This is a genomic window from Planococcus sp. MSAK28401 (assembly GCF_018283455.1).
Taxonomy (GTDB): domain Bacteria; phylum Bacillota; class Bacilli; order Bacillales_A; family Planococcaceae; genus Planococcus; species Planococcus alpniumensis.
This window is the reverse complement of the sequence record NZ_JAAMTH010000001.1, coordinates 709,176-728,441: the sequence shown is the minus strand read 5'-3', so window position 1 is coordinate 728,441 and position 19,266 is coordinate 709,176. Positions and strand designations below refer to the sequence as shown.

The following is a 19,266-nucleotide window of genomic DNA, read 5'->3' as shown; positions in this document are numbered from 1 at the left end:
TCGTGTTCCGCGAACTGCTTGTTGTCCCTGTGCACCACACAATTTGCACATAAAAAAACACGCGACAGGCAGCCGCGTGTGTTTTTTGCTGTTGAAGTATTAGTTTTTAAACGTTCTAGTAGCCGCCACCGCTTGCTTCCAGCCATCGTATAATTTTTCACCTTGTTCGGCTGGCATCTCGCTGGTGAAGGTTTTATCCACTTTCCATTGCTGCGCAATTTCTTCTTTGCTTTCCCAGAAACCAACTGCCAATCCCGCTAAGTAAGCTGCGCCTAGCGCTGTCGTTTCCTGGATCACCGGACGCTCAACTGGTACATCCAAAATGTCGCTCTGGAATTGCACGAGGAAATCATTCGCCACGGCGCCGCCATCCACACGCAAAGTTTTCAATTCAATGCCCGCGTCTTCGATCATGACGTTCACGACATCTTTCGTCTGATATGCGAGTGATTCAAGCGTTGCGCGGATCAGATGCGCCCGTGTCGTGCCGCGCGTCAAGCCGAAAATGGCGCCGCGCGCGTCTGTATCCCAATAAGGCGTGCCGAGCCCGACAAATGCCGGTACCATGTAGACGCCGTCTGTCGATTCGACGGATGTGGCGTATTGCTCACTTTCCGGCGCAGTGTCCAAGATCTTCAAGCCATCACGCAACCATTGAATTGCAGAACCCGCAACGAAGATACTGCCTTCAAGTGCATATTCCACTTTGCCGTCAATGCCCCACGCTAACGTAGTCAACAAGCCGTGTTCGGAAACGACGCCTTCTTCCCCAGTGTTCATCAGCATGAAACAGCCGGTGCCATACGTATTTTTAGCCATTCCTTTTTCGAAGCAGGCCTGGCCGAATAATGCAGCTTGCTGGTCACCGGCGATACCCGCGATCGGCACTTCATTGCCAAAGAAATGATAGTTGATGGTATTGGCATAGACTTCAGACGATTGGCGTACTTCCGGCAGCATGCTTTTTGGCACCGTCAGAATATCCAGCAATTCCTGATCCCATTCCAAGTCATAAATATTGTACATCAGCGTACGGGAAGCGTTGCTGTAATCGGTGATGTGCGCAGCGCCGCCAGATAGTTTGTAGACGAGCCACGTATCGATCGTCCCGAACATCAAATCGCCGTTCTCTGCTTTTTCACGCGCGCCTTCGACATTATCCAAAATCCATTTAACTTTCGTTCCTGAGAAATAGGCATCAATCAATAGGCCTGTTTTCTTGCGGAACAGCTCTTCGTGCCCTTGCGCTTTCAACTCACCGCAAATGTCCGCCGTTTGTCTCGATTGCCAAACAATCGCTTTATAGATCGGTTTTCCAGTGTTGCGGTCCCAAACGACAGCCGTTTCGCGCTGGTTGGTAATGCCGATCCCTGCAATTTGGTTTGCTTCCACATCCGCTTTTCGCAATGCGCCTGCCATACAAGCTAAAACTGAGGTCCAGATTTCATTCGCATCATGCTCTACCCAACCCGGTTTCGGAAAAAATTGTTCAAATTCTTGCTGGCCCGTCCCCACGATTTCCCCTTTGTGGTTGAACAATACCGCCCGTGAACTCGTTGTTCCTTGGTCAATCGCCATAATATAATCTTTAGTCATCAATTATTCCTCCTCAAATGGTCTTATCTTCAATTCTTATTTGTCATCTACTAAAGTGTCTTCGATTTCATTCGCTACCGTATGCCCTTTTTTCAATTCGGCGCTTGTCGCCCCGATCAAAATACCGGCCATGACTACGCTTAACCCCCAGAACAGCAGGCCGTAATCACTCGTGAAGAAAGCTTTATAGAACACCGCGCCATAAATACCGCCGAAAATCGGCCCAACAACTGGAACCCAGGCATAACTCCAATCTGAACTACCTTTTCCAGGAATAGGAAGAAAAGCATGCGCAATGCGGGGGCCAAGATCTCGTGCCGGATTGATGGCATAGCCTGTAGCGCCGCCGAGTGACATGCCGATCGCAATAATCAAAGCTCCAACAATCAAAGGATTCAAGCCATCTGTAAAATCATTGGCGCCGATGAACAACAAGCCCATCACCAAAACGGCAGTTCCGATGATCTCACTGACTAAATTCGAAAACGGGCTTCGAACAGCGGGACCCGTGGAGAATACAGCTAATTTCGCTCCTTGATCTTCCGTAATCTTCCAATGCGGCAAATAATTCAAAAAGACGATTACTGCGCCGATAATCGCGCCGATCATTTGAGCGAGAATATACATTGGAACTTTCGACCATGGAAATTCTCCTACTGAAGCCAACCCAAAAGTTACCGCCGGATTGACATGGGCTCCTGAAAAACTGCCCACTGCATATACTGCCATGGTTACGGCCAGCCCCCACGCAATCGTGATGACGACCCACCCGCTGCCTTCAGCCTTGGAATCTTTCAAGACCACACCCGCCACTACACCGCCGCCGAAAATAATCAAGATCATGGTCCCGATCAATTCTGCTAAAAACTCTGACATCGCTTAACACTTCCCTTCCTTTTAAAGCAACAGCTGTGTTAATGCCCATTAAAAAAATCCGCAATTAATGAAAGTTCTCCTCGATAGAAGTACTCATTAATGTGCGAATCTCCGGGTCTCCAACACAACTCTTAACTTGTTATCTATAAGTTATACTTAAAAGAAAGCGCTGTCAATATATTTTTCTGAATTTTTGTTTAAATATTCCTGCTCGGTCTTTAAAATAGTTTCCTCTGCTTGCTTCAAATAACTTCGCTCCCGCGCATCTGGTGCTGAGAAAAGTTTCCTTGAAAAGCCGGTGCATGAGTTTCTTCATTCGAATAAAAAAAGCAAGGCTTTGCACGAGAACGCTGCAAAGCCTTGCTTATGGAGATGGCGATCTTGCCGCTCATCACTTAGTTGTTTTTCTTATCCAATGCTTTGACCAATTCCTCAGCCAATGCTTCAGAAGCAAACGGGTCGCGGCCCGTCAGCACTTGCTCATTGCCCCATACCACTTTTTCGTCAGCAGTATAATTGGCCACTTCGCTCATCTTGCCTTCCAAGCTGAACGGCAGGATTTCTGGGAGCCCTTCTGGTTCGACAGCTTCTGGATAGCCAGTGACGTCCAATCCAGCGATGATGCTTTGGCCGTCTGGGCGTTTCGTCCAGATCAACGGCGCCGGTCCGTGGCACACTGCCGACACGATATTGCCGTTGTCGTATACAGCGTTGATGATCCCGTGAAGCGTTTTGTCTTCCGCGAGGTCATACATCGCCCCGTGTCCGCCGACGATAAATATGGCATCGTATTCTTTCGGCTCCACATCCGATAATTTTTTCGTGTTGTCCGCAAGGCCGGATTCGTACATTTTCTTGTACTTGCCTTCCGGATCATAATCTTCGCTGATGCTGACTTCGTCAAGCGTCGGTTTGCCGCCTTTTGGTGAAGCGAGCTCCACGTCATGTCCTGCATCTTTTAAAATTTCCATCGGCGCGAACAATTCTTCTGCCCACCAGCCAGTTTCGTAATTATTTTCTGCGTCCTTATGTCCGCTTGATAGCACTGCTAATACTTTAGCCATTAATAGTTCCTCCTCTGAAAATCATTCTGACACTAGTTGTTCCCGAATGTTTTCGGATTTAAACAAACTTACAATTCCCTCAATTTTTTATTACACAAGCTTTCCTTCCTAAACCATCTTATGTTTCGGGAAAAGGGATTTACCGTTTTTAAAGAATGTCCACACCACAGCAATCAAGAAAATAACAATGCCCGCCAATAAGGCTCCTTGAATAATCGCCGCCATCTCCGGGTCGAGCGTCCCGTTCATATAGGCGCTATAGATGCCGAAGAATGCCCAGGCAATCGGAATCGGAAACGCTGCGTTTTTAAAGCGAGACAAGTAAAACAACACAAATACGACGGCAACGCCTAAGACGATGAGCGTCCAGACGGAATCGGAAATGCCGAAGCCGTCCCACCCCCATTGCACTAAGGACAGTGAAATGTTGACAATCGTTGCAATAAATACCCAAGCGCCGTACAACGTGAACGCAAGCCCTGCCAGTAACGACGGAAACTCAGAACGGTGTTTGTAGATTCTTTTCACAATAAAGAGCAAGGAAAACAACAAGCCTATAATCAATAGTGTCGAAACTCCCAGCCATTCATAAGAAAATACGACAATCCAGCCCATATTCAGCAGCGAACTCGCGATGAACAAAGGCGAGATCAACAGCACCAACCGGCTGACCCTATCGTCTTTTCGCTTGATGAATAAATAAACGAGCGTCACCAGTACGAGCGTGTAAATGACGCCCCAAATCGAAAACGTAAACGGCGCCGGCGAAATGAGCGTCATGTATTTGTCCGAAATATCTTTTTGCGTGTTGCCGTTAAAGAACCCCGACGACCCCAAGTAATTGACGCCAAGCGTCACAAAATAAGCGACCAAGTTCAAGACGGTAAACAGTTGGGTTTTCTTCAATGTGCGTTCATCCATAATGATTTCATCCTCCTGAAAGATAATAGTCACTGGCAATATGTGCCTCTTGCTTTCTATCTTCCCGTTTTTGCCAGTCAGCAAAACGGTTTTCCGGAATGAATCGGGTGAATTGTGTCATGCACAGGGGCGTTTCGACTGGAGAATGCTGCTGCATCAAGGTTTCTCATGCTGAAATTGTGTCTTGCACAGGGACAACGCGAGAATCAATACAAGCTCTCTGAACCCGAGAATTGTGTGGCGCACAGGGTCGTTTCCACATCGAAATACCGCTGCATCAAGGTTTCTGCTTCCCGAATTGTGTCGTGCACAGGGACAGAACGCTGCCACTCTATCCCTCAACCCCATTTCTCAACCATTTCGCGGTCAAAGTGTCCGCTTGAAGCATCTCTTTCGGCGTGCCTTCAAACAGCACTTCGCCGCCTTTTTTGCCGCCGCTCGGGCCCATTTCGATGACCCAATCGCTCGCTGCGATCAAGTTCAGGTTGTGCTCGATGAGGATGACCGAATTGCCTTTGTCGACCAGTCTTTGGAAGACGTCTAACAAATGAGCATTGTCTCGCGCATGCAAACCGAGTGATGGTTCGTCCAATAAATAGATCTGCCCTTCTTTTTTCAGATGGCTCGCCAACTTCAAACGCTGCACTTCGCCTCCGCTTAAGGAACCTGTCGTTTGTCCAAGTGTCAGATAGCCTAAACCAACATCTTTTAAAGTATCCACTTTTTTGACGATTTTCGGCATTTCCAAATACTCGTTCGTTTCGTCGATCGTCAGCTCCAGAATTTCCACAATGTTTTTTCCTTTATAACGATACGACAAAGCTTCATCTGAATACCGCGTGCCACCGCACGCTTCACAGGTTACCGTCACGGGATCCGCAAACGCGACATTCGGCGTGGTGATGCCTTTGCCTTCACATACGGGGCAAGCGCCCAATGAATTAAAACTGAACAAGCCCGCCGGCTGTCCGGTTTGTTTTGCCAGGATCGACCGGATGTCGCTCATGATGCCCATATAGGTCGCGAGCGTTGAACGGCTGGACGTGCCGATGCTGCCTTGCCCGACCGCAATCGTTTCGGGATAATTGCCGGTAAATGCGCCGAACATCAATGAGCTTTTTCCGGAACCGGAAACACCGCACACCGAGACGAGGGCATTTTGTGGAATTTCCACGCTGACATTTTTCAAATTATTATCCGAAGCATGTTTGATCGAAAACGTATTTTCGGATGTTCTCGGCTGTTCATTCACCGTTACGGTGTGGTCCAAGTCAGTGAGAGCGGAAGCTTTTCTCAGGCCTTCCTGCCCGCCTTGATACACCACTTCACCGCCGCTTCTGCCTGCGCCCGGGCCCATTTCGATGATTTCATCCGCCGTCTTGATGACCGCCAGATTGTGTTCGATGACGACGACGGTATTGTAATTGTCCCGCAAACTTTCCAGCATATGCGTCAACATATTGATTTCTTCGGGATGCAAACCGGCACTCGGCTCATCGAAAATATAGGTGATATTGTTCAAGCTACTGCCTAGGTGGCGCGCGATTTTCACGCGCTGCGCTTCCCCGCCGGACAAGGTGCCCATTTTACGTGACAGGCTCAAATAACCGAGCCCCAAACCGACCAGCTGTTTCACGCTCGGATGCGCCTGTTGGGCAATCGACTTGCCGATCGGGTCGCCGATTTTCTCTAGTTCACCGAGCAGTTCCGTTAATTCCAAACGGGCGTAATGGGCGATGTTCAAGCCGTTGATTTTGCACTCCAACACTCTCGGATTGAGTCCCGAACCTTCACAAACTGGGCACGGGGTACGCGTCGTCAGCGCCAAGACGTCTTCCTGGGAGACGATTTTCAGTTTCGTCAGGTCCCGGTTGATGTACAGGCGAATAAACCTCGGAAGCAGGCCGTCCCATTCGATGTCGCGATCGCCTTCTTTGTAATAATAAGTGCTAAATGCACGTTGTCCTTCCGGCGGCCCGTATACGAGCAGATTGTATTTTTCTTCCGTGAAATCTTTGATGGGAAGATCGGGATCGAACAATCCGCCGTCCCTCATCCACCTGCCTTGCCAACCAGGAGGCGCAAGCGGCTTGAAGCGCACCGCGGACTCCCGGATCGATTTCGTGTGATCGATCAGCTTGTGGATATCCGGCGTAACGACTTCCCCGAAGCCATTGCATTCCGGACAGTTGCCAAACGAACTTTCACTCGAAAACTCTGTCGCCGAGCCGATCGGCGGACTGCCGATTCTCGAGAACAACAGCCGGATCAGCGGGTCGATGTCCATATACGTACCGACCGTCGAGCGCGAATTGCCCCTGACCGGCTTTTGTTCCACAACCACTACCGGGCTCAAATGCTGCATCAAGTCGGCATGCGGCCGCTCGTACCTCGGCATCTGGTGGCGGATATACAGCGGATAGTTCAAGGTCATCTGCCTTCTGCTTTCAGTCGCCAAGGTATCGAACACGACCGAACTTTTCCCCGAACCCGACAAGCCGGTAAATACGTTAATTTTCTCTTTCGGGATATTCAAATCGATATTTTTCAAATTATTTTCGCGAAGCCCTCGCAATATGATTTCATCTCGTTTTTCTGGCATGTTAACATTCTCCTTTTCCAATCCGATCAGTGGATTACACTACTACATAAAAGTGTTCCCTGTTTCGGGGTGGTTCACACAACCGACTTGTCCCTGTGCACCGCACAATTCCCACACAATTCATCAGGGCATAGAAAAAAGACGCATCCGCCAGCGCGGATGCGTCAAATTGTGTGGTGCACAGGGACATTCTTTCACCAAAATACTGCTGCATTAAGGATTTTATCCTCCGAATTGTGTCATGCACAGGGACACATTAAAATGCAGCCACTGCCTTCGTTTTCGGAAACACCATGCGCCAGCCGATCCCTATAGCCGCCAACAACACGACGACATACACATAAATGCCGTAATCGAACGCATTCGCGAGGAAATGCATGCCCACAAAAGCGCCGGTGATCAGTGTCAGTAATAACATCTTCGCGCCGCCTGATTCTTGGGCAAATTCGAAGGAAGTTGAAAACGGAAATTCGCCTTCATTCACTATTCTATAGGTGATTAATATTTGCAGAAGCCCGCCGAGCAATACCGCTGCCAAATCCGGCAGAATTCTCGCCGAAAAAATCCAAATGAAGACGATGGACAAGAACAGGAAAACCGGCAGATACATTTTCACAAAGAAGGCTTTCAAGGTGCCGCTGTAGGCACTTGATGCCTGTTCAATCGGCGCCGCCCGAAACAGCCAGCTGCCTTTATAGCCTTCCGAAAATTTCAGCATAAACACGACGCTCGGAATGATGACATTGCAGAAATAGATGAACATGAACATATTGCCGCTTGATATCTCTTCCAAGCCGCCGTCTACTGAATACGTAAAAATAAAGAGAAACGGGAAGAACAACGACATCCCGAGCACCGGGAACACCTTCAGTTTGAATTCGCGTTCTTTTTTCATCATCGATGCAGCGAAGCGGTAAAAGACGCGTTCTTCATTCGAACGGCATAATAATTTAGCGCCCATTTCATCCAGCCCATTCCTGGGTTTCTTGCGGGTTTTCGTGTCGCTCAATAACTTTTCAAGATTGCGTTCAAACGACGGCATCAGTTTGGCATAGCCAAAAATGGCGATGACCGGCACCAGCAACGCGAGCATTGTAAATGCGATGAAATGGCTCGACGTATTGCCGTTCAACAACACTTCAAATGGCGCCCCATACCACAGCGGTGGAATGAGGAAATGCCACCAGCTGAACGCGTACGTCATGTTCAAATCAACAAATTCAAACGACCGGATCAATACTTGATAGCCCACCACAACTCCGACCGACAGCAAAATCTGGACGTAATTGATGATGTCTTTCAGCTTTTCGCCGTCGAAAAAGCGCAGGATGAATAAATACAGCAAGGACGTCAGGACAACGACCAATAAGATCGTCAACACGAGTTCAATGAGGAAAATCAATGAAAAGACAATGCCGTGCTGAAACAGGCCGACGAGGAATGGAATCGTCGTGAAAGCCCCCGCCACAAACGTCATGTAAATCATGATGTGGACGATTTTCGCCGCCGCGATGGTCTGTTTATTGACCGGCTTGGTCTGGATAATGTTCTTATCCCGAATATCCAGCAGCACCACGGAAAAGTCGGAAATCATTGAGGTCATCAAAATGAACAGAATCATGCCAAAAACGAGGCTCAATTGATACATATAATTTTCCCCGAGCAGCAAAAACGGAATCAAAATCAAACTGTAAAGCCCGTAAATCCACAACGATTTTAGAAATTGGTTGCCTTCCTTCTTCTTTTTGCCGTTTTCGCCAAAAATCGTCGGCACGCGGCGTTCGTCCATCGTCAATTTGATCTCCAGTATCTTTTCCATCACCGCATAATCGACGCCAAACCTAGTAAAAATGCCTTTAAATGCTCCAAGGAACTTCAGTGACTTGAATTCACGCATACTCCTCGTCTCCCTGTACGATCGACACGAAGTCCTTAGCTTTATTGCGATGCTCCGTAAACCCGGTCAATTGATTGAAAATCCCGGAAAGCGACCCTTCCTCACTCATTTCCTGCAGTTCTTCAAACGTCGCATCCGCCACCACTTCACCTTTCACCAGCAGCACGATGCGATTGCTGATTTTTTCCACGAGATCCATAATATGTGACGAATAAAAAATCGTTTTTCCTTGCGCCGCCAATTGCGCCAGGATTTCCTGGATGACCATCATGCTATTGGCATCGAGCCCACTGAGCGGCTCGTCCCAAAACAATAGATCCGGATCATGAAGCAGGCTCGCGATGATCAGCACTTTTTGCTTCATGCCTTTTGAAAATGAAGACAACCGGGAATGGCCGACATCTTGCAAGTCAAATTGCCCCAGCAGCCGCTCCGCTTTTGCATGCGCCGCGTCACGGCCCATGCCATACAGTTCTCCCGTAAATACCAAATACTCCATCGCCGTTAAATTGTCATAGGCTTCCGCATTTTCCGGTACATAGCCGATTTTCTTTTTGTAAGACGGGTCGCCTGACGCAATATCTTGCCCGAAGATCACCACTTTTCCTTGGTAATCATCAATCAGCCCAAGCATGATTTTTACCGTCGTACTCTTGCCCGCTCCATTCGGCCCGATGTAACCGATGATTTCGCCACTTGCCACTTCAAGATTGATGCCGTTCAACACTTTCTTGCCGCCATAATTCATTGTCAGATTCTGAATCGATAGCACCTTATCGTTTTCTCTAGTCATCTAAAAACCCCTCACGCTAATTATGTGTTAATTCTAACATTCAACTGAAGTGATTTGGGAGTTTTTACCGATTTAATGGAAATCGACTTGAATTGTGTGGTGCACAGGGGCACTTATATGAAGAAAGCCTAGCAGTATAAGCTTTTCGCCTGCTAAATTGTGCCGTGCACAGGGACACTCGACACAGATGATATACTAAAAATACAGAAATTCTACGCAAAGGAGATAGTGGCTGGATATGATGCGATCCTTTCAATTCGCTGGCAGTCGAATAATAAAAACCGGGTTGGCCATCTTTTTGACTGCCACGATTTGTCTATGGTTTAACTGGCCACCTGTCTTTGCGGTCATCACAGCGATTGTGACAATCGAACCGACCGTCAGTGATTCAATAAAAAAAGGGCTGGTCCGCTTCCCTGCTTCGGCTATCGGTTCAGCTTTTGCCGTGTTCTTTATCACCTTGTTCGGGAATTCCCCGATTACCTATACGCTTGCCGCGGTCGCCACAATCCTGGTGTGTTTCCGGCTCAATCTGCATGCCGGCTTGCTGGTTGCGACGTTAACTTCTGTTGCGATGGTAGAAGTCATCCATGACAATTTCCTGTTCTCGTTCTTCATCCGTTTAGGGACGACAACGATCGGCCTGGTCGTCTCGACCGCCGTCAATATGCTTGTGTTCCCGCCAAATTACAGCACCGCTATCTTAAAAAGCATCCATAGTATTAGCGGGCGTGCCGGAAGCATGCTTGAACATACTTTCCGGACCATCCTCTTCGACGGAGATGCAAACCTCCAGGAAGATAAAAAAATCGTCAAGCAACTGACGACTGAAATCCGCAAGACCGAGAAATTGGTTCATTATCAGCGCGACGAAGCGAGCCTGTACCCTTGGGTTCGCAACCGGGAAGCCGAGCTGCAGATGGCGGAACGGCAATTGCTGTTTCTAGATAACTTCGAATACCATTTGAATGCTTTGCTTCGCGCCCCGTTCCAACAAATCCAATGGACAAAAGCCGAGCGGGAAATCATTATGGATGCCGTTATGGCACTTGCAGACGACTTGCGGCATTCCATCAATTTCGATCACGAAAAACACCAAGAGCAACTGAAAAGCATTACCGATCTGTTTTGGGAAAACAGTAAACGCGTGCCAGCAGATGACGCACTTCACCCAACGCTGTTCCCGCCAGAATTCACGATTCTATACGAACTCATCACCATCTACGATTTAGTCGATAAGTTTTTCGATCCGAATAGCGTAAAAGCCGTGCAGGAAGCACAACAATCGTAAGAAATAAAAAAAGGCCGTGGCGGAATTCCGCCATGGCCTTTTTCTGTTGAATTGTGTCTTGCACAGGGACATTCCGAGATGGAAATCCCGCTGCGATAAGGATCTTACTGCTAAAATTGTGTGGCGCACAGGGACAGAGCCGCTATCTATCCCGATTGGTCACCTTATACGTTTCGCCCTTGTTGTCATAAGTGATCCACTCACCGACAGGTTCGCCCTGTTGAAAATGACCTGAGCGTTTCAATGTCCCGTCAGCCCAGTACCATTCCCAGTAACCCTCGGGTTTCCCATCAACGATTTTGCCTTTGGACCACATCGTTTTTCCGTTGGCATGGTATTTGATCGTATAGCCATCAATCACTTCGAGCTTCTTTTCCTTCACGCCGTTTGGTTTCACTACATCACATTTTTCCTCATCCATGATTGCTTCAACTCCTCCCGAATGATTTAATTGTGTCACGCACAGGGACATTCCAGCCACGAAACTCCGTTACTACAGTCATTTCACTCTTGAAATTGTGTGGCGCACAGGGACACAACCGTCCTCCCTACATCATCGTCGCAAACCACAAACCGAGCGTCGTCCCGATATAGTTGCCGATCACATAGCCAATCGTCCCGACCACCAAGATCGGTCCGATCAGTTCGCGCCAGCCTTTGGCAATCGCCATCGCTGCAGCCGTTGTCGGGCCACCAACGTTGGCGTTAACCACCAATAAAATCTCTTCAAGATCGTATTTCAACAATTTCCCGGCCGTCAGCGATACCGTCAAGTTGACGATAACGATGACGGCGACAAAGACCAGCAACAATGGCGCGTTCTGGACGATCAGTGGAATCGATGCCGGGATGCCGATGACCACGAAGAATAAATAAATCAAGAACGTCCCGATTTCCTGACTGCCGTTGATGCCGTCAAAATAACGTGGGAACAACGCGAGCGCAAGGAATGTCAAAGTCGTCAGCACCAAATACTGGTCGCCGATCAAGCCGCTGAGCAAGTTCCAGCCGAATCCGACTTCTTCACCGGACGGAACGACGCCGGCAAAAAACTCAGCGATCTTCGTCGCAACCACGACGAGGAAAAACGCCGTCCCGAGTGACATGGCGATATCTTTCAATGAAATATCCTGACGCTTCCAGAAGTTTTCGGCGTTGGTCTTGCCGCCGTTCGTCCCTGCTTCCCGTTCTACTTGCGCAACGTGCGGATGCGGATAAGTTTTCCGGAAGAAACCAAATGTCGGAATCGCCATTAAAGTGATGAACACGAGCGCCATCATCAAATTGTCCGCCACGACCGCAGCGGACACCAAATCTTCCGGCGCTTCAAACTTCGCCGTCATCGCCGCGAAGTTGACACCGCCCCCGACATAAGAGGCGCCCATCATGCCTCCGATACGGTCGAGAAACGGAATCGTGTCTTTTAACAAGAAGAAGCTGAGGATTGTCCCGGCCACTGTCCCAATTGAACTGATCAAGAAAATCAGCAGCATGCGCCCGCTTTCTTTCCAGATTTTCTTGAAATTCACATGGAACAACAACAGCGGAATGGCGAGCGGCACGATAAATGCCCATACTGCGTCATACGCAGGCGACGCCGTTGGGATAATGCCGGTATTCGATAAAATAATGGCAGACACGAGCGCAATGATGGCGCCAGAAATCTTCCCGGCCCAGCTGTACTTCTGCTCGAGCACAATGCTCATCGCCGCGACGATAACGATGATGCCCCATAACGTCAGCAAATCATCTGCCCGAATCAATGAATTCTCCATATGTATTCTCCCTTCGCTCACTGCACTTCAAGTCTTCCCGATTTGTGCGCACGAGCTATATTTAAACTGACCGCTTCATCTCCCAGTATCCTATTATTGTCAGATGATGTCGAGTAGTCTCACAATTTTACACACTTGTTTACAATCATCAAAAAGGCCGTACCGGAAACGGTTCAGTTTCCGGTACGGCCTTGAATTGTGTGACGCACAGGGACATTTCAATCCCTGAATGCCGCCACTACAACAATCTCATCGCTGAAATTGTGTGATGCACAGGGACAACTAAAGTTCCAAGCCCAATGCGATTCGAATATGCGCCAGATGATGCTCTTCGTGCCACGACAGTTTTGCTAGGGTTTCAGCGATGCGAACCTCGCCGTCCGTTTCGTGAATGAAAACGCGCTCCAATTGCGTGCCCGTCACATAATTTCCAAGCGCAACGATCCGTTCGTTCAACCCCTCCAACACGCGAATGGAACTTTCCACCGGCAGTCGGTTGTCCGGGAGATACGCCCATTTGTCCTGGTCAAACTCAGACACGTTCGGTTGGTATTCCGTCAATCCCCTTTTCAGGCGGTGGTAGAGAGACAATTGCGAATCCGCAATATGGTGCACAAGCTGCCGGACTGTCCAGCTGCCTTCTCGATAGGTTTTGTTCAAGTCCTCATCGTACAAGGAATCCACCACCTCGCGAAGACGCGTGGTGTAGCTATTGATTTCTCTGAGCCAGTTGTTGACGTCTTCATTCGTTACTTGTTCTGGAACTTGCATTTGTCCAATCGGAAATTTCACATCCATTTGTTTAACCCCTTTTTTCTGTATTTGTTGAATGACATATTTCCAACAGTCCTACCAACATACCATTTTTAAACCAGAAAAATAACCATGTTTTGTCCCAAAACCGAAATCCCGGCTTACAGGCAAAACAGTGAACGCGGCATCCCCTTTAATTAGTGAAAATATAATCCTTACTGTTAAATCGGCCCGCTTTGTTCATAAACGATAGCGTCGTCCCCGGCCAAAGTGTCGAGTTGCGCCCGGTTTCATCGAGATACCAGCTGCGGCATCCTCCGGAAACCCACACTGTTCCGTTCGTCAAATGGTCCGTTTCCTCAACAAAGCGTTGCTGTGCTTGTGGGTTTGGCTCAATTGTTTCGAGCTGGTTGCGGTTCATATGCTTTAAAACTTTCAGCACATGATCCACTTGAGCTTCGATCATCAGAATGACCGATGTATGCCCGAGTCCTGTGTTTGGCCCTTGAATCAGAAATAAATTCGGGAAGCCGGAAATGGTCGTGCCGAGATACGCTTTCGGGCTGCCGTTCCATTGATCCTCCAAGGAATGTCCTTCACGGCCGTAAATGTGCCGGGCGATCGGAAAATCCGTGACTTGAAAGCCTGTGCCGAAAATGATGCTATCCACAGGCATTCGCTTACCTGCCCCATCGATCACGGCGTCTTCTGTCACTTCCGTTATGCCTGCTGTATGTACTTCTACATTCTCCTGTGCCAAGGCTGGATAATAAGCGTTCGACAGCAAGATGCGCTTGCAGCCAATTCGGTAATCGGGCGTCAGTTTGTCCCGCAAAGCCGGATCCTTGATCGCTTTATTCATATGATTGACCGCTATTTTCTCCAGCAGTTTCAGCCAGTTCGGATGGCGGAAACCGAAAACCATCGTTTCCCGCTTCGTGTAAATGTTCAACCGCGCCATTTTTTGGAGGGCTGGAAAACGGCGATAGACTCGCTGCCGCTTGCTTTTGATAAATTCGTTCTGCTGCGGAACCACCCATGCCGGCGTCCGTTGAAACACATGAAGAGACGCAGCTTGCGGCTGGATATGCGGAATGAATTGAATGGCAGAAGCCCCTGTCCCGACCACGGCAATGCGCTTACCTGTTGAATCAAAATCCGCGGGCCATTGCGCCGAATGAAACACATCGCCTTGAAACCGCTCGATTCCATCGATCGTGGGAATGGAAGGCTCGCTGAGCGCGCCCACTGCCCCCACTACGATTCGCGCCGCAAAATCCCCCATATTGGTCTCGATCCGCCATTCCTTATGCCGCTCATCCCACTCCATGCGCTGAACTTCGTGATGAAAACAAATATGGCGCATAACGCCGAACTCGTTAGCACATTTTTGCAAATACGCGTGAATTTCGGCTTGAGGGGAGAATTTCCGGCTCCATCCCGGATTCGGCGCGAAAGACAACGAGTACAAATGCGATTCCACATCGCATGCACACCCCGGATAATGATTGTCCCGCCAGACCCCGCCGACATCGCTGCCCCGCTCTAGCACAAGCAAATCCCGTTCGCCTTCTTGCAACAGGCGGGCGGCGGCTGCAATGCCGGAAAATCCGGTCCCGATCACGATAATTTTAGCTTTTCGAATGCTTTTCTCTGGGCGTCCGCTATGCATGTTTATCCCTCCTCTTAATGCTGGCAATAAATTCTCTTGTAAACCGGGCTCTTTTTGTCATTTTTTGTATTCAGCGCAGCAGTTGATCATCCTTTATTCATTTCTTTCTGAACGTGCGCAAAATCGTGATATTATGAGATTAAAATACAATTCGTTCTGCACTTTACGGAAAGGCGGCGATGAGGATGGTCAGGGAAAAGAAGCCACGGTTTGTTCTCGGTTTGATGACAGTCGCATCGATCGTCTCGATTTCTTTCTTGTTGCAAGTTGCCGGCAACCCCTTCCTGAACAGCATCGTCATGTTGCTCATTTTCTACATCGTTTTGCCGGGATGGATTTGCAGCTACTACTTCCAAAAGCGCGGCGTGAAAGTGCGCGAAGTCGTCTTTTTCCGCGGCATCGCCCGCTGGCTATTGCCGATCGCCGGGCTTACGTTCTTAATCATGGTGTTTTCCATAAGCATCTATTGGCTATTGCTGCGCGGCCTCATGGCGACAGCGCCCGCTTTGGTCGATCTCTTTCTTACACCGCAGCCGCTCCCCGATGCCGTTTGGTATTTGGCCGCCACCGGTTTCATCGTTGCCGTCGTCGCGCCGATCGCCGAAGAATTCGTCTTCCGCGGCGTCCTGTTGAATCAGCTGATGGACGTATTCGGCTTGTGGAAAGGCATTGGCATCACGAGCTTGATCTTCGCCGTCTTTCACCTCAATTTTTTCGGTGCCTTCCTGTTCGCCGTCATCGCCTCTCTCCTGTATGTCAAAACCGGCAATTTGCTCGCGCCGATTTTGCTTCATGCCGCCAACAACACACTCGCCGTCTACCAGGCCTTTGCCGACACTTCGTTTATGGAATGGCTGTCGGTGACGAGCGTCAACGACCTGTACACAAAAGCTGCACCGAATCTCATCGCGCTGATTGTGAGCACGGCGCTATTGCTGCTTATCGTCGGTTGGATGTCACGGGGCTTGGAACAGCGCAGATCGGCCATTCGGTAAGCAGCCCCCGATTCTCCGAAAACAAGCGCGAAGCAGGTTTTTGGTGAATAAAAAATACCCTCGCTAGCCAAAGCACAGGGCACGTATCATTCGAAATAAACGCCCGCCTCATTCTTTCTTCACGAAATACACCTGCTCACCCGGCAGCTCCAAACAATTCAACTGCCCGCCATACACCGCGCCCCCATCGATGCCGATGATGCGGTTATCGCCAAAATAAACGCTCGTATCATCCGACCCTCTCAGCTTAAATGTCGGTGTGTGGCCGAAGACGACTTTTTTTTCGCCTGCGTAGCCTCGATGAAATTCATCGCGGATCCACATCAACAAATACGGATCTGTCTCTTCAATCGCAACGCCTGGCTGAACCCCTGCATGCACGAATAAGTAGCCATCTGCTTCGTAATAAAACTTCGTCTCTTTCAAAAACTCGATATGTTCCCAAAACAGCTCCATCGCCGGAAGCTTCATGCCTTTTATGGAAGAATCGTAACTTTGCAAAGTGGAAAGCGCCCCGTTGCGCACCCAGTTCCCCGCCGCGCCGGTTTCACCCCTCGCTGCTTCCAGCATCATTTGGTCGTGATTGCCGCGCAGCACAATCGCGCCTTGCTGCTTCAATTCGACGACCCGCTCCAGCACGCCTTTGGAATCCGGGCCGCGGTCCACATAATCACCGAGTAAAATCAGCTGGTCATTCGATGCGTCATACGCCACTTTCTCCAGCAACTCATTGAATAATTCCAGCTCTCCGTGAATATCGCTGATGGCTAAGATCCGTTTCATCGTGTGCACCTCCTGCTTCCCGTTTTCCACAATAACTCTGAATTCACCTGACTTCCCGTTATATGCGTATTTCCCTGTTTGCACTCAAACTCCTGCCAAAACAATCTCCATTTACGTTTACCATCTTCATCCAATTATTTACCCTTCACGTGAGCAGCAAAACCCTCACGCCTTTTTTGCACTTGGACAGGTTTCACTTGCATCCGCTATCCATAGCTGTTAATTTTAGAGTGACCGTTATATCTAAATTAATGGAGGAGTGGCTCATGAGCACCAAGAAAGAAGATTTACTGGTAGCTGCTGAACAGCTGTTTTACCAACACGGCTTTCATGCCATTGGCTTGAAGGCGATTGTCCAAGAAGCGGACGTGGCGCTGATGACGCTGTACAATCATTTTAATTCCAAAGATGAACTGATCTTGGAAATCTTGACCCGCAGATCGCAAGTTTATATGGACTATCTCGAACAGGCGAAACAACAAGCGACGGGCTCGGTTGCACAACGGCTAGCGATCGGCCATTTGAATTGGCTAAAGCATACCGCTTCCAATGGCTGCATGTTTTTGCGGGCGAAAGAAGAATTCGTCAGCGAACCCGACCACGCGATTGTCCAGCTCGTGACGAACCATAAAGAAGACACCAAGCAGTTGTTCCTGTCGAACGGGCTTACGCCCACCGAAGCGACGCGCTTGTCCTTGCTGTTTGAAGGAGCCGTATCCTTGGCGGAATTTTCTCCATTGGATGATGTCGAAGATGCCTTGATGGCTTTGGTGCAACATTTATAAGTAAGCGGATTGCTTACTTTTTTTACCTCAAAAGTATAGTGACCGTTCTATCTATAATAAGAAATTAAGAACGGCACTCAGAACAGTTCTATTTTTTTATCTTAAAAATATAATGACCGTTCTATCTAATAAAAGGAGTGAATTATCATGTGGAAAATCGTTTTGCCCGGCATCGCCATGATCGGTGTCACCTATGCGTTCGCCAGATACAGTTTCGGTTTGTTCTTGCCGGAAATCAGCAGCGCCTTAAATTTATCCGAAAGCCAGTCGGGATTGATCGGTTCGGTGGCGTATGCCGCCTATACACTGGCCTTGGTGACAGCGGCTATCTTCATCCATAAAATGAGCGCCCGCCACGTCGTGTTGTATTCCGGCGCTTCTGCCTTTATCGGCATGCTCGGAATGGCTATGTCGCCAGGTTTCTATACACTCGCCATCAGCGCATTTGTCGCGGGACTCGGGAGCGGTTGGGTATCGCCCGCCTTCAGCCAAGTCGTCGCGCAATCGCTTGAGAGCCGCGAGCGCGATAGAGGCAATACGTGGATCAATACCGGCACGAGTGTCGGAGTCGTCGCGAGCGGCCCTGTCGCACTGGTCTTTGCCGAACAGTGGCGCTGGGGCTACGTGCTGTTCGCAATCCTGGCGTTCTTGACGCTGTGGTGGAATGCACGCGCGATCGACCGTCCGGAAGAAGAACCGGAACAATCCACTGGCAGCCAGTTTAAACTGAGCCTGCTCGGCCAAGCGCGCTTTATGATTCTCGCGGCAATCGGCATCGGCTTCAGCTCCTCCATTTACTGGACCTTTTCAAGAAGCTACCTGACCGAAGCGCACGATTTCTCGGTGCCGGAAAGCATGATTTTCTGGATCGTCATGGGCGCAGCCGGCATCATCGGCGGCATCGCCGGAACGATTATTCAACGTCTGGGGCTCGGCTGGTCTTACCGTCTCGGCGTGTTGGTGGCGACGGCGTCTCTCGTCACCCTGACCATTCAGCATTCTGCCGCCATCTACCTGTCGGCGATTTTATTCGGCATCTCATTCATTTTCATGACTGGCTTATTCATCGTCTGGGGCACACGCCATTTCCCAGATACGCCGTCTGTCGGCGTGAGCTTGTCGTTCTTCTCGCTCGGCATCGGGCAATCGATCGGATCGATCGCGGCGGGCGTCTTGATCGACGGCATGTCCTACCCGATCGCTTTTCTGTCATTCGCAGTGATTGGCTTGCTGTTTATCTTTATTAAAACGAATGCTCAGCCGGTTTCTACTCAACAAACCGCTGCACAGCCGTAAGCCCTGTCCCTGTGCACCACACAATTCCCACACAATTCGTTCTGATGAATAAAACAACAAAGACACATCCGCTAGCCTTCGCAGCGGATGTGTCTTTAATTGTGTCTCACACAGGGATATTTTTTCACCAGATTCCTTCTAACACAGGAATCCGGATACTCGAATTG

General features: G+C 49.3%; 16 protein-coding genes. 4 read left to right on the top strand and 12 right to left on the bottom strand.

Annotated elements, in window-relative coordinates; translation table 11 throughout:
• Positions 1–99 precede the first annotated feature (99 nt).
• From glpK to G3255_RS03750, 7 genes are all read right to left on the bottom strand, one after another.
• Positions 100–1,596 carry a glycerol kinase GlpK gene (gene glpK / locus G3255_RS03780; protein WP_211653356.1) on the bottom strand — a complete coding sequence of 499 codons (1,497 nt, stop codon included), beginning with the start codon at positions 1,594–1,596 and terminating at the stop codon, positions 100–102.
• Between the two features lie 36 nt (positions 1,597–1,632).
• Positions 1,633–2,472, bottom strand: coding sequence for an MIP/aquaporin family protein (locus G3255_RS03775; RefSeq protein WP_211653355.1), 840 nt, complete (start codon positions 2,470–2,472; stop codon positions 1,633–1,635).
• A gap of 395 nt (positions 2,473–2,867) precedes the next feature.
• On the bottom strand, positions 2,868–3,536 hold the full coding sequence (locus G3255_RS03770; RefSeq protein ID WP_211653354.1) for a type 1 glutamine amidotransferase domain-containing protein: 669 nt from the start codon (positions 3,534–3,536) through the stop codon (positions 2,868–2,870).
• Between the two features lie 108 nt (positions 3,537–3,644).
• Entirely contained in the window at positions 3,645–4,457 is an 813-nt protein-coding gene (locus G3255_RS03765; RefSeq protein ID WP_211653353.1) for a TspO-related membrane protein, read from the bottom strand.
• A gap of 331 nt (positions 4,458–4,788) precedes the next feature.
• Positions 4,789–7,059: an excinuclease ABC subunit UvrA gene (locus G3255_RS03760; protein WP_211653352.1), complete on the bottom strand. Its 2,271-nt coding sequence runs from the start codon at positions 7,057–7,059 to the stop codon at positions 4,789–4,791.
• Positions 7,060–7,315: 256 nt separating this feature from the next.
• Positions 7,316–8,956, bottom strand: coding sequence for a hypothetical protein (locus G3255_RS03755; protein ID WP_211653351.1), 1,641 nt, complete (start codon positions 8,954–8,956; stop codon positions 7,316–7,318).
• A complete protein-coding gene (locus tag G3255_RS03750; RefSeq protein ID WP_211653350.1) occupies positions 8,949–9,749 on the bottom strand; it encodes an ABC transporter ATP-binding protein in 801 nt (266 codons plus the stop codon). Before G3255_RS03750 ends, G3255_RS03755 begins: the two co-directional genes overlap by 8 nt.
• 241 nt (positions 9,750–9,990) lie before the next feature.
• Here G3255_RS03750 and G3255_RS03745 point away from each other — a divergent pair, with 241 nt between their 5' ends.
• A complete protein-coding gene (locus G3255_RS03745; RefSeq protein ID WP_211655751.1) occupies positions 9,991–11,040 on the top strand; it encodes an aromatic acid exporter family protein in 1,050 nt (349 codons plus the stop codon).
• Positions 11,041–11,182: 142 nt separating this feature from the next.
• Here the strand turns inward: G3255_RS03745 and G3255_RS03740 are convergent, their stop codons facing one another.
• From G3255_RS03740 to G3255_RS03725, 4 genes are all read right to left on the bottom strand, one after another.
• On the bottom strand, positions 11,183–11,461 hold the full coding sequence (locus G3255_RS03740) for a toxin-antitoxin system YwqK family antitoxin (RefSeq protein WP_211653349.1): 279 nt from the start codon (positions 11,459–11,461) through the stop codon (positions 11,183–11,185).
• A gap of 127 nt (positions 11,462–11,588) precedes the next feature.
• Positions 11,589–12,815, bottom strand: coding sequence for a DUF819 family protein (locus G3255_RS03735; RefSeq protein WP_211653348.1), 1,227 nt, complete (start codon positions 12,813–12,815; stop codon positions 11,589–11,591).
• Between the two features lie 282 nt (positions 12,816–13,097).
• Positions 13,098–13,613, bottom strand: coding sequence for a YfiT family bacillithiol transferase (locus tag G3255_RS03730; protein ID WP_211653347.1), 516 nt, complete (start codon positions 13,611–13,613; stop codon positions 13,098–13,100).
• Positions 13,614–13,761: 148 nt separating this feature from the next.
• A complete protein-coding gene (locus G3255_RS03725; protein WP_211653346.1) occupies positions 13,762–15,240 on the bottom strand; it encodes a flavin-containing monooxygenase in 1,479 nt (492 codons plus the stop codon).
• A 185-nt stretch (positions 15,241–15,425) separates the two neighbouring features.
• On the opposite strand from G3255_RS03725, the gene G3255_RS03720 reads away from it, so the two are divergent.
• Positions 15,426–16,235 (top strand): CPBP family intramembrane glutamic endopeptidase, encoded by an 810-nt coding sequence (locus G3255_RS03720; RefSeq protein WP_211653345.1) that lies wholly within the window; start codon positions 15,426–15,428, stop codon positions 16,233–16,235.
• Positions 16,236–16,343: 108 nt separating this feature from the next.
• Here the strand turns inward: G3255_RS03720 and G3255_RS03715 are convergent, their stop codons facing one another.
• A complete protein-coding gene (locus G3255_RS03715; RefSeq protein WP_211653344.1) occupies positions 16,344–17,018 on the bottom strand; it encodes a metallophosphoesterase family protein in 675 nt (224 codons plus the stop codon).
• A 266-nt stretch (positions 17,019–17,284) separates the two neighbouring features.
• Between G3255_RS03715 and G3255_RS03710 the strand changes: the two genes are divergently transcribed.
• Together G3255_RS03710 and G3255_RS03705 are read left to right on the top strand one after the other, a co-directional pair.
• Positions 17,285–17,803 carry a TetR/AcrR family transcriptional regulator gene (locus G3255_RS03710; protein WP_211653343.1) on the top strand — a complete coding sequence of 173 codons (519 nt, stop codon included), beginning with the start codon at positions 17,285–17,287 and terminating at the stop codon, positions 17,801–17,803.
• Between the two features lie 147 nt (positions 17,804–17,950).
• Positions 17,951–19,099, top strand: coding sequence for an MFS transporter (locus tag G3255_RS03705; RefSeq protein WP_211653342.1), 1,149 nt, complete (start codon positions 17,951–17,953; stop codon positions 19,097–19,099).
• Positions 19,100–19,266 lie beyond the last annotated feature (167 nt).